The 12,079-nt window shown below is 50.3% G+C and carries 9 protein-coding genes and 1 pseudogene; 3 read left to right on the top strand and 7 right to left on the bottom strand.

What is annotated here, in order from left to right; genetic code table 11:
• Positions 1-12: 12 nt before the first annotated feature.
• The 3 genes and pseudogenes from EAS44_RS20940 to EAS44_RS20930 all read right to left on the bottom strand — a co-directional run bounded on the left by EAS44_RS20940 (position 13) and on the right by EAS44_RS20930 (position 4,243).
• A complete protein-coding gene (locus tag EAS44_RS20940) occupies positions 13-1,404 on the bottom strand; it encodes a restriction endonuclease subunit S (protein ID WP_000535334.1) in 1,392 nt (463 codons plus the stop codon).
• Positions 1,394-3,013 (bottom strand): type I restriction-modification system subunit M, encoded by a 1,620-nt coding sequence (locus EAS44_RS20935; RefSeq protein WP_001029740.1) that lies wholly within the window; start codon positions 3,011-3,013, stop codon positions 1,394-1,396. The genes EAS44_RS20940 and EAS44_RS20935 overlap by 11 nt, the downstream gene beginning before the upstream one ends.
• 63 nt (positions 3,014-3,076) lie before the next feature.
• Positions 3,077-4,243: pseudogene (locus EAS44_RS20930) on the bottom strand (restriction endonuclease).
• A gap of 196 nt (positions 4,244-4,439) precedes the next feature.
• On the opposite strand from EAS44_RS20930, the gene EAS44_RS20925 reads away from it, so the two are divergent.
• Together EAS44_RS20925 and EAS44_RS20920 are read left to right on the top strand one after the other, a co-directional pair.
• Positions 4,440-4,727 carry a BrnT family toxin gene (locus EAS44_RS20925; protein WP_001299718.1) on the top strand — a complete coding sequence of 96 codons (288 nt, stop codon included), beginning with the start codon at positions 4,440-4,442 and terminating at the stop codon, positions 4,725-4,727.
• The gene (locus EAS44_RS20920; RefSeq protein ID WP_000063159.1) at positions 4,714-5,016 is read left to right on the top strand and encodes a BrnA antitoxin family protein; all 303 of its coding nucleotides are present in this window, start codon (positions 4,714-4,716) and stop codon (positions 5,014-5,016) included. The genes EAS44_RS20925 and EAS44_RS20920 overlap by 14 nt, the downstream gene beginning before the upstream one ends.
• Positions 5,017-5,056: 40 nt before the next feature.
• Here the strand turns inward: EAS44_RS20920 and yjiA are convergent, their stop codons facing one another.
• The 3 genes from yjiA to btsT are packed head-to-tail and all read right to left on the bottom strand — an operon-like array spanning position 5,057 to position 8,427.
• Positions 5,057-6,013, bottom strand: a complete 957-nt coding sequence (yjiA, locus tag EAS44_RS20915) for a GTPase (protein ID WP_001299717.1) — start codon at positions 6,011-6,013, stop codon at positions 5,057-5,059.
• A gap of 10 nt (positions 6,014-6,023) precedes the next feature.
• On the bottom strand, positions 6,024-6,227 hold the full coding sequence (gene yjiX / locus EAS44_RS20910) for a YbdD/YjiX family protein (RefSeq protein ID WP_000467859.1): 204 nt from the start codon (positions 6,225-6,227) through the stop codon (positions 6,024-6,026).
• Between the two features lie 49 nt (positions 6,228-6,276).
• Positions 6,277-8,427 carry a pyruvate/proton symporter BtsT gene (btsT, locus tag EAS44_RS20905; RefSeq protein ID WP_001299714.1) on the bottom strand — a complete coding sequence of 717 codons (2,151 nt, stop codon included), beginning with the start codon at positions 8,425-8,427 and terminating at the stop codon, positions 6,277-6,279.
• 377 nt (positions 8,428-8,804) lie between these two features.
• Here btsT and tsr point away from each other — a divergent pair, with 377 nt between their 5' ends.
• Positions 8,805-10,460, top strand: coding sequence for a methyl-accepting chemotaxis protein (gene tsr, locus EAS44_RS20900; RefSeq protein WP_000919536.1), 1,656 nt, complete (start codon positions 8,805-8,807; stop codon positions 10,458-10,460).
• Between the two features lie 48 nt (positions 10,461-10,508).
• Here the strand turns inward: tsr and lgoT are convergent, their stop codons facing one another.
• Positions 10,509-11,870 (bottom strand): MFS transporter, encoded by a 1,362-nt coding sequence (gene lgoT / locus EAS44_RS20895; protein WP_000410113.1) that lies wholly within the window; start codon positions 11,868-11,870, stop codon positions 10,509-10,511.
• Between the last annotated feature and the right edge of the window lie 209 nt (positions 11,871-12,079).

The raw sequence follows: 12,079 nt of genomic DNA, 5'->3' as shown, positions 1-12,079 counted from the left end.
GGGCAAAATGCGTTATGCAGCTTCTGTATCGGTGTTGAGATCCGGAATATCGTCCAGGGATAGCTCGCCGGAGATGAGTTTCGGGAGCAGGGTGTCGCGTAGGGCGGTCATTTGGTTATTTAACAATCTTTGATTTTTAATCTTCGCTAAATATCCTCCAACGATATTATCATATTTAGTAATCAACGATGAAGTAGGAATTAGACAGAAAGAGTTACTTAAATCTCCTTTTTTGATGTGCCCCATTGTTACCGCTTTTGCCTCTGCAATATGTTGAAATCTTGAAAGATGCTGTATTGTCCACATAAAATAAAAAGATTGTGGGTATTTTTTTGATGTGACCTTATATAAATGCTGATTTAATGCAGCATTCCCACCAGTCCAAATATCGATCATCAAAGTCCCCGACCATGAGAAAATCATATCGCCGTCATACACCTTACAACTATCAGAAATATCAGTTCTTGCTCGTTCGTCATTAGTTATTTGTCCTGCTCGGAGATCTGCTATTTTTAATACAGGTAAATAATCATCCTCCATATTCTTCGGCCTAAATTTTTGTAAAGCCAAACCATTCTGGAAATTAGCAATATGATCTAATGATTTAATTTGCCATCCCTTTGGCATCCAACCCAACTCCGTTTCTTCAAATTCACTTGGGAAAAGCGAGCGGATTTCCGCCGGAAGCGGTTTAAAATCTGCACTATTACGTACTTTTTGACGCAATTCGGCGCGAGATTGCAGGGCTTCCGGAATTGGGTTTCCTGCATCCAGAGCGTTATCAACCACCGGATCAAAATCTACAAACCAGGATTTGAACAGGTTTTGTGACATTTCTTCTAGGATTTTATTAATTTTTATATTTAAGTTTATTCTATTCTCAAAATTGAAGTAAATTTTCTCAAGACTTACTCTTTCCTCATGTGGAGGAATTGGTAATGGAATTTCTTTCACGTCTTTGAGATTGAGAGTTTTCTGAACAGTAGTATTAGCTCTGGAATCCAAAAAATATTTTGTAAAAGGTGATTGGAGGCAAATATGTATCCACTCTGCACTTATTTCATCGCATGGCTTAATTACGGCTACGGCACGAGCAACATTCCATCCCTGTAGTGCTTTAGTTGTAATGGCGCTAATTCCAGTGGAACCCACTAGTGTTAAAAGTACTTCTCCTCCTTCTAACCTAGTTTTGGCAAATTTACTTTCTATTTCATGAGAAACCTTCAGAACATCGTCTATGTAAATATTTCCATTTTGTATATTATTTACACGAATAATACCAATGCCATCTTCTTGATGCTGACCTGGTTGAACAATACCATAAGAGATATTTCCCTCCTTTGTACAATCAACCAGTTTTTTACAATTCCATCCTAGAGGTAACTTGAAGCCATTACTTCCCATAACCTAACCCCTCCAGATTCTGGCGAATCGCACGATCCAGTTCTTCCGCCTGCTTCATCTGCTCAAACAACGTCTTCGACAATTCGCGCATTTTCGTCTCAAATGCCACGCCGTCCTCTTCCTGCTCGGCTGCACCCACATAGCGGCCCGGCGTCAGCACATAGTCGTTATCTTTAATATCTTGCAGGGTCGCGACTTTGCAGAAGCCTGCCTGGTCTTCATATTTTTCCAGCTTGCTGTCACCACGCGCAATCCGTGCAGCCAGTTCTTCCGGCGTGCTGCGCCAGGCATGGTAAGTATCGGCGATGGTGGCAATATCTTCCGCTGTTAACTCTTTAGTTGTGCGGCTAATCATGGTGCCGAGGTTACGCGCATCAATAAACAGCGTCTCGCCCTGACGATCACGATAACCTTTGGCCGGGTCGGCAGCCTTCGATTTGGTCATAAACCATAAACACACCGGGATCTGCGTGGTGTAGAACAACTGTCCAGGTAGGGCGATCATGCAGTCGATCAGATCATTTTCGATCATCTGCGCACGGATCTCGCCTTCACCGCTGGTGTTAGAACTCATCGAACCGTTTGCCAGCACAAAACCTGCTGTGCCGTTAGCCGACAGCTTGGAGAGCATATGCAAAATCCAGCCGTAGTTGGCGTTACCGGTTGGCGGCATACGATAACCGGCAAAACGTGGATCTTTGGTTAATTCGGCTTCATTACGCCAGTCTTTCAGGTTGAACGGCGGGTTCGCCAGAATGTAGTCGGCTTTCAGGTCCGGGTGCTGGTCGCTAAAGAAGGTGTCTGCCGGGCGTTCGCCGAGGTTAGCTGAAAGACCCCGAATGGCGAGGTTCATTTTTGCCAGTTTATACGTCGTGGCTGTCAGTTCCTGACCATACAGCGCGATATCACGGCTTTTACCCTGATGGCTCTCGACAAACTTCACCGACTGCACGAACATCCCTGCCGAGCCGCAGCACGGGTCATAAATTTTGCCCTGGAAGGGTTCGAGCATTTCAGTTAACAGTGTAACCACACATTTTGGCGTGTAGAACTCACCACCGCCTTTGCCTTCGGTTGCGGCAAACTTGCCGAGGAAGTATTCGTAAACGCGTCCCACCAGGTCTTCTTTCGATAACGTTTCAACGTCAGTTTCGTGTGCCAGCGTTTCGATGTTGTCGATGGTATCAATCAGTGACGCCAGTTTTTTGGTTTCCAGATTCTGACGGCTGAAGTAGTTGTCTGGCAGCGCGCCTTTCAGGGTGGGGTTACGTTTCTCAATGGTCGAGAGGGCGGTGTCAATACGGACCGCAATATCGTCCTGTTTGGCATTTTGTTTGATAAAAGACCAGCGCGCCTCTTCCGGCAGGTAGAAAATGTTGTCCTGCTGGTAGAACACTTCCATCTCAAGGAAGTCAGCTTGCCCATCGGCAATCATTTTTTTGCGGCGTGCTTCAAATTTGTCGCTGATGAATTTCAGGAACACGAGGCTCAACACCACGTGCTTGTATTCGGAGGACTCAACGCTACCGCGAAGTTGGTTTGCGGTATCCCATAATGTTTCTTCAAAGCCTTTCTTTGCTTTGGCTTTTTTAGTTGGTGCTTTGGCCATGATGAACTCTGTTCAGATAAATTGGGTCGCTATTGTAATGGTTGAGGCGGCGGATTTCGCCCTTTAATCCATCTCCAGCTCATCAAACAACTGCAAATCTACATCCAGCAATTCCACTGCATTGCTGCGGCGAATGCCGACGTTATTTTCGATTAACAGTTCCAGTAAACGATCGCCGTCGATAAGCGTAATGGGCGCGGCACCCGGAAAGAGCGCCGCTTCTGCACATTTCGCCGCAAATTTCCCGGTGGTGATGAGCGTACCGCGAATGGCTTTGTGGTAAGGCAACGCCCCGCGCAACTGGTCGATATACGGGCGAGTGATAGTGTTCTGCATTCTTTTGACCTGCACCACTTCTGTAATGGTGGTGATGCCGACCTGCACCTGACCAATCACGTCCACGCCTTTATCGCCAGAGGCTTTGGTCACTTCGACCTGCTCGTAGCCCATTGCTTCCAGTAATTGACCGACCAGTTGTTCAAATTTGTACGGGTTCATCGTGCTGATTTGTTCGCGCAGCAGCTCTTTTTGCTGTTCGTTATAGCGTTTTACCGCTTCCAACAGCTCTTTACGCGGATCGCTTTTTCGTGCAGGCAACGCTTTTCCAAGTCAGGCGCGCCCGGTATCGGTGATGCGATAGCTCATGCCTTCACGGTTAACCATGTCACGGTCGATAAGGTTATAGAGACGGGAGTAGAGCGTGCTTTTCACTGAACTTGCAGACGCGAATTTCGAATGCTGATGCAAAAAGGCCTGCCATTCCGGCAATAAATCGGCGCGGCGCGACATTTCGCGGCCAGCTAATAGTTCAAGAAGTTGCAGAATGCCTTCCTGATCGTCCAGTGAACGCAGCGTTTTTTCGTCATCTTGCAGGAATTTTTGCCCGTGCGAGGTGGGCTGCCAGGTATCATCTGGTGTGCTTTCCATCAGATCAAACTGGGGATAGTTGAGGAATAAGTAGCAGCCGTAGCTGTGGCGCGGGTTCAAGATGTGATTATCGGTATCCCAAATACGACGGGCGATGTCGGCATCTTCACCCGTTAAGCGCTCGCTGATCCACAGGTCGGGTTCCGACCAGTCAACGGGTTTTTGCGGCGTACCGGTTTGCTCGTGAATGGCGGTAATCATATTGCGTACCGCTTTCAGGGAATAGCCTGAGACGGCTTTCATCATAGCTTTAACCTGTGCATAGGTAGGAAAAAGCGGGGTAATAACTTTATAGTTTTTCACGGTAATCCCTTAACGACAGCGAGGTGTTTAGTGTGCCATGTCAGGCGAGAAATTCTATTGGATGAATCAAGTCCAACTTACTCATTGTCAATTTCATGGTTGATTATCCAAAACGTGATGCTATTTCCAACATCAACGCTATAATTGCAGAATAATTGTAGATACATTTTTGTATATACAATTAGGGATGGCAACTATGCCAATGGAGTTTGAATGGGATGCAAACAAGGCCAAAAGTAATCGGGTGAAACATGGCATCCGCTTTGAAGATGCGGTGTTGGTGTTTGATGATCCACAACATTTGTCACAGCAAGATCGCATAGAAAACGGTGAGTATCGCTGGCAGACTATCGGCGTGGTTCACGGTATCGTGGTTATTCTGGTTGCGCATACCATCCGTTTCGAAAGCGGAAATGAAATTATTCGAATCATCAGTGCACGAAAAGCAGATCGTAAAGAGAGGAGTCGCTATGAGCATGGTTAAACATAAACGAGGGACCTCCTCTACACTCGATGTGCAGCATGAGGCCGAATTGAAGGCGCTGGCGAATAAATCCGACGAAGAGATTGATTACAGCGATATCCCACCTTCCAGCGATGAGCAATGGTCTAACGCAGAACGCGGTAAGTTTTATCGGCCATTGAAAACCCAGGCTTCGGTGCGTATTGATGCTGATGTGATGGAATGGCTGAAGCGACCTGGTAAAGGCTATCAAACTCGCCTGAACGCAATTTTACGTGAAGCGATGCTGCGCGATCAGAACAAAAAATAATTCAGGCCGCCACATGGCGGCCATCATCCATCATCCAAAATTACTTCCTCAACCCAGCAAACGCCGCCCGAATCTTATCCTCCGGCAGCTGAATCCCGATAAACACCATGGTGCTATGCGGTTTTTCATCGCCCCATGGCCTGTCCCAGTCGGCGCTGTAGAGGCGCTGGACGCCCTGGAACAGCAGGCGGTTAGGTTCGCCGTCAATCCACAGCATCCCTTTGTAACGCAGCAGTTTATCTGCCGATTCCAGCAGCAGGTTTTCCATCACGCGGGAAACTTCGCTGATATCTACCGGGTAATCCAGTTCCACCACAATCGACGAAATATCGTTTTGTTTATCCGCGATAAAGTGGAAACGCGGTTTGGTGCTGACGACGTTTTCTTCCAGCATAAAACCGTTGGTGTTGAACAACAGGCCCAGGTCGATGTCACCGTGGGTGACGGTGTAGACCGGTGCGCGGGCGTTGATGCGCGCCAGGCGTTCACGCAGTTTCTCTACTTCGCCTGCGACGTCGGTTTTAGTCAGCAGAATACGGTCAGCGTAGCCCACCTGGGACTGGGCGATGGTGAACTGGTTCATCTGCTCATCGGCATGTACCGCATCCACCAGCGCAATCACGCCATCCAGCAGGTAGCGCTGGCATAAAATCTCATGGGAGAAAAAGGTCTGAATAATCGGGCCGGGATCGGCCATACCGGTGCATTCAATGACCAGACGGTCGAACTGAATATTGCCCTTGTCGAGATTGTCCAGCAGGTCGAGTAGCGCGTCCTCCAGCTCGTTGGAGCGCGAACAGCAGATGCAGCCGTTGGTCAGCGTTTTGATCTGCGTGGCGCGGTCGCCAATCAGTTGATCATCAACAGAGACTTCGCCGAATTCGTTTTCAATCACGGCAATCTTGTAGCCGTGCTGTTCGTTAAGAATATGGCGCAGCAGGGTGGTTTTTCCTGCGCCTAAAAAACCGGTGAGTAGGGTAACTGCAATCGGGTTCATGCTCTCTCCATTAACAACAGCGCATACCGCCTTTACCATCGCCGCCGTAGCGCGCGTTCTGGCGTTCGCGGAAGAATTCTTCATAGCTCATGTACGGCTTGTCGGGATGGTTGGTCTTCATATGCTCGACGTAGTTGTCGTAGTCTGGAATGCCAATCAACATCTTCGCCGCCTGGCCGAGATATTTTTTTGCCTGTCCTAAGTTACCAAACATAGTTCACTCTGATAAGAACAAAGCCCCGCCGAAGCGGGGCTAAACACGGTTAGTGGTGCGAAGAGATCTTCACGCCGCCTTCCGGGATTGGAACGTACGGTGTTTCTTTGTCAGTACGTTTGTCGCTGTTACGCACCGCAAGCCAGGTTTTGAAACCGTAGAAGATGATGCTGTACACCACAATCAGGAACAGAATACTCAGACCTGCGTTGGTGTAGTTGTTCACAACGATGTGGTTCATATTGGCAATCTGCTGCGCCGTCAGGTCAGTACCGTTAGCAATCTTCTCTTTGTACTGGCTTGCCATGTAGAAGAAGCCTTCCATCTGCGGGTTGGTGCTGAACAGTTTCAGGCCCAGCGCCCAGGTGGTGCAGATAAGCAGCCATACAGCCGGAACAACAGTTACCCAGATGTATTGGGTGCGCTTCATCTTAATCAGCACAACGGTGCCCAGTACCAGCGCTACGGCTGCCAGCATCTGGTTGGAGATACCGAACAGCGGCCACAGGCTCTTAACGCCGCCCAGCGGATCGACCACGCCCTGATACAGCAGGTAGCCCCACAGACCCACACAGCCCGCAGTACCAATGATACCGGCAACCAGAGAGTCGGTTTTTTTCAGGAACGGGATAAAGTTACCCAGCAGGTCTTGCAGCATAAAGCGGCCAGAACGGGTACCCGCATCCAGCGCGGTCAGGATGAACAGGGCTTCGAACAGAATACCGAAGTGATACCAGAAGCCCATGTCAGCCATCGGCAGCACTTTGTGGAACACGTGCGCGATACCTACCGCCAGCGTCGGCGCGCCACCTGCACGGTTCAGGACAGAAGGCTCACCAATGTCTTTCGCGGTTTGCAGGATCTGCTCTGGCGAAATCACGAAGCCCCAGGAGCTGACGGTCGCTGCCGCGTGTGCGGTAACGTCTTTCAGCTGCGCCATGATGATCGGCGCGTTCTCGCCACCCATTTCATGCAGGTTAGGCATGGTGATGCCAAGGCCAGCAGGCGGGGTGTTCATCGCGAAGTAAAGACCCGGTTCGATGATGGACGCAGCAACCAGCGCCATAATCGCCACGAAGGACTCCATCAGCATTGCGCCGTAGCCGATGAAACGCGCGTCGGTTTCATTAGCCAGCAGTTTTGGCGTCGTACCGGAAGAGATCAGCGCGTGGAAGCCAGATACCGCACCACAGGCGATGGTGATGAACAGGAACGGGAACAGAGCGCCTTTCCACAGCGGGCCAGTACCGTCAATGTACTGGGTCATGGCAGGCATTTTCAGTTCCGGGTTCAGCACCACGATACCCAGCGCCAGGCCGACGATAACGCCGATTTTCAGGAAGGTTGCCAGATAGTCGCGCGGTGCGAGGATCAGCCACACTGGCAGCAGTGCGGAAACAAACGCATAGCCAATCAGCGCGAAGGTAATGGTGGTGTCTTTAAAGGTCAGTGCCGGACCCCAGTACGGATCGTGAGCAATCACGCCACCGAAGTAGATAGAGGCAACCAGCAGCACGATACCAATGACAGAGACTTCACCCACACGCCCCGGACGAATAAAGCGCATGTAGATACCCATAAACAGCGCAATCGGTACGGTTGAGCAAACGGTGAAGACACCCCACGGACTTTCGGCCAGGGCTTTAACCACAATCAGCGCCAGGACGGCGAGGATGATGATCATGATTAAGAAACAGCCAAACAGCGCGATAGTCCCCGGTACTGGTCCCATCTCTTCTTTGATCATCTCACCAAGAGATGCGCCATTACGGCGAGAGGAGATAAACAGCACCATAAAGTCCTGAACCGCACCGGCCAGCACGACCCCCGCCAGCAGCCACAGCGTGCCAGGCAGGTAGCCCATCTGCGCGGCGAGAACCGGACCCACCAGCGGACCAGCACCGGCGATAGCGGCGAAGTGGTGACCAAACAACACGTAACGGTTGGTCGGAACGTAGTTCAGACCGTCGTTGTTAATAACCGCAGGCGTCGCGCGCGTGGGGTCGAGTTTCATCACCTTCTGGGCGATGTACAGACTGTAGTAGCGATACGCCACCAGATACACCGATACAGAGGCGACCACGATCCACAGGGCGCTGATGTGCTCCCCCCGACGTAATGCAACTACCGCGAGGCAGAATGCACCGATGATTCCGAGAATCACCCAGGGTATGTGCTTGAATATCTTTTTAGTATCCATAGTAAAACCTGGCATGTATTGATTAATAGTTGGCCGAAGCCGTTCTAGGTTTGCGTTGCGTTTGAGGAGGTAAATTGACCGCTATCCTGTAGTGATGTTGCCAGAGTTACGCGCGCGTAAAGTAAGGTAAATAACTGAGTGGTTATTTTAGGGATGTAAGCGGTCAGTTTTGCGGTTGAGCGGCAAAGGCGTCGTTTAAGTGACGATAAATATGTGATTCATATCACATATTTATATTGTGAATAATTTATGTAAATAATGGCTTTTTAAATTCAGAGTGTGAATAAAATTCACTCGGCGTAATCTCCGCGGGATATTCATAAAGTTTTTCCTTTCCAGGCCGAAAATCTTGCATCGGTCCACAGGAAAGAGAAACCATGTTAAAACGTATCAAAATTGTGACCAGCTTACTGCTGGTTTTGGCCGTTTTTGGCCTTTTACAACTGACATCAGGCGGTCTGTTCTTTAATGCCTTAAAGAATGACAAAGAAAATTTCACTGTTTTACAAACCATTCGCCAGCAGCAATCCACGCTGAATGGCAGCTGGGTCGCGTTGTTGCAGACGCGTAACACCCTCAACCGCGCGGGTATCCGCTACATGATGGATCAGAATAATATTGGTAGCGGTTCAACCGTTGCTGAGCTGATGGAGAGTGCCAGTATTTCGCTGAAACAGGCGGAAAAAAACTGGGCGGATTACGAAGCGTTGCCGCGTGACCCGCGTCAGAGCACCGCCGCAGCGGCAGAGATCAAACGTAATTACGATATTTATCACAATGCGCTGGCGGAGCTGATCCAACTGTTAGGTGCAGGCAAAATCAACGAGTTCTTTGATCAGCCGACCCAGGGATATCAGGACGGTTTCGAGAAGCAGTATGTGGCTTACATGGAGCAAAACGATCGGCTCCATGATATCGCCGTCAGCGATAACAATGCCTCCTACAGCCAGGCGATGTGGATTCTGGTGGGCGTGATGATCGTCGTACTGGCGGTCATCTTCGCCGTCTGGTTCGGTATTAAAGCCTCGCTGGTAGCGCCAATGAATCGCCTGATTGACAGCATTCGTCATATTGCAGGCGGCGATCTGGTGAAACCGATTGAGGTGGATGGCTCTAATGAGATGGGGCAACTGGCAGAGAGTTTGCGCCATATGCAGGGAGAGCTGATGCGTACCGTCGGTGATGTGCGCAACGGGGCCAATGCCATCTATAGCGGTGCCAGCGAAATCGCCACCGGCAATAACGATCTCTCTTCGCGCACCGAGCAACAGGCCGCTTCGCTGGAAGAGACGGCAGCCAGCATGGAGCAACTGACCGCAACGGTGAAGCAGAACGCCGAAAATGCGCGCCAGGCCAGCCATCTGGCGTTAAGTGCTTCTGAAACGGCGCAACGCGGCGGTAAAGTGGTAGATAACGTGGTGCAGACTATGCGCGATATCTCCACCAGTTCGCAGAAAATCGCCGATATTATCAGCGTAATTGACGGCATTGCCTTCCAGACCAATATTCTGGCTTTGAACGCGGCGGTTGAGGCTGCGCGTGCGGGTGAGCAAGGGCGCGGTTTTGCGGTGGTCGCGGGAGAAGTGCGTAATCTGGCCCAGCGCAGCGCCCAGGCGGCTCGTGAAATTAAAAGCCTGATTGAAGACTCGGTGGGGAAAGTGGATGTTGGCTCTACGCTGGTCGAAAGCGCCGGGGAAACAATGGCGGAGATTGTCAGCGCCGTGACCCGCGTGACGGACATTATGGGCGAAATTGCTTCTGCTTCTGATGAGCAGAGCCGTGGTATCGATCAGGTTGGCTTAGCGGTTGCTGAGATGGACCGGGTAACTCAACAGAACGCCGCGCTGGTGGAAGAGTCTGCCGCTGCCGCCGCCGCGCTGGAAGAGCAGGCCAGTCGCCTGACCGAAGCAGTGGCAGTGTTCCGGATTCAGCAACAGCAGCGTGAAACATCGGCTGTGGTAAAAACCGTGACGCCAGCTGCGCCGCGTAAAATGGCCGTGGCAGATAGCGAGGAGAACTGGGAAACATTTTAATCGCCATGAAAATGCCCGATAAGCAAAATGTTATCGGGCATAAGGAGATTAATCTTTACGTGGGTCGTTGATCGGCTGACGAACCAGGAAGATGTACGCCAGTGCCCCCGCTGCGGTGACGCAACCGCAGATGATTAGTGCCAGACGGAATGAGTGGGTGGTATCAACAATAAAACCAGTAATGATCGGCGCAAAAGAGGCGCAGATGAAGCTGGCAAAGTTCTGGATACTGCCCACCGACGCAGTCATGCGAGAAGCAACTGCGACGTGGATCAAGCCCCAGCAGGATGTTCCGGCAAAGTGAATACAGAACAGTGCCATGCCAATCAGCAGAACCGCCGTCATGGATGTTGTCGCTTGTGGTACTATCAGCGTAAAGGCGGCAGAACAGAACATCCCGGCAATAATGCAGATCTTACGGCTTTTAATCGGAGCCATTCCCCCTTTGACCAGCCAGTCGGTAACGTAACCGTTGACCAGCATCCCGGCAGCCCCAAACAGGAAAGGGATAGCCGCCATCAACCCTGTGCTTTTTAAATCCAGGTTATAGGCTGTTTGCAGGTAACCAGGAAGCCAGGCCAGATACAGCCACGCAGTGTAGTTGATGCCACTGAATCCGAGCATCATTCCCCACATTGTACGGTTACGGAACAGGCTGCGCCATTCGGCAAAACTGAGCGGATCTCGGCGGGCATTGACGCTACCTGCATTGAGATAAGCTTGCTCAACGGCAGTCAGTTCTACGTGCTCGCGGTTGCGATAGAGCATATACCAGCCGATGGCGAGAAAAATCCCCAGTACACCAATGGTAATAAACATCCCGCGCCAGCCCATCACCAGCATCATCGCCGCCAGAATCGGTGGGCTTACGGCAACGCCAATGGTAGAAGCTGCGTTGAAGAAGCCCATCGGGCGTCCGCGCTCTTTGATGTTGAACCAGTCGTTAATGACTTTTACACCGCATGGGTTCATCGGCGCTTCACCAATCCCCATACCGATACGCACCAACACGAACTGCGTAAAGTTGTGCACCATGCCAGACATTGCCTGGAACAGTGACCAGAAGAACATCCCCAGTCCCAGCATCAGGCGTGGGCCTTTACGATCCAATAGTGGGCCGCAAGGAAGTTGCGCAATCCCGTAAGCGAGTGAAAACACGGAGAGCAAAGCGCCGATTTCGGTGGCACTTAATCCCAATTCTTCACGAATCGTTAAATTTGCTACCGACAGCGAACTGCGGTCGAGATAATTGATTACCGCCGCAAAAAATAATAACAACATGGCGGTGGTTTGAATGCGTTTAATTCGGGTACTGCGTTGAACTAATCCATCTGGTGGCACGGGAATATCTGCCGACGAAGATGGAGTAAATGAAGAACGCGGATCGATGGTGATATTTTCTTTTTCCACGCCGGACTCCTGTATTTATAATTTTAATTGTTTACGTAATTGTGCATTACGCAAGGTTGACATTAACGGCAGGTTAAAGTTTTAGGACTTTACTACCGCTCACAAAAACATTTTTAGTCGACTGATTGTGAGCATAGGTAAGCGGGAATTTCCCGGTATTTATCTTTTGATAAAACCGTGCACCCGCTAATAGTTTGCTGTTTTTAATC

This window comes from Escherichia coli DSM 30083 = JCM 1649 = ATCC 11775 (genome assembly GCF_003697165.2).
GTDB lineage: Bacteria > Pseudomonadota > Gammaproteobacteria > Enterobacterales > Enterobacteriaceae > Escherichia > Escherichia coli.
This window is presented reverse-complemented; position numbering and strand designations above follow the sequence as displayed.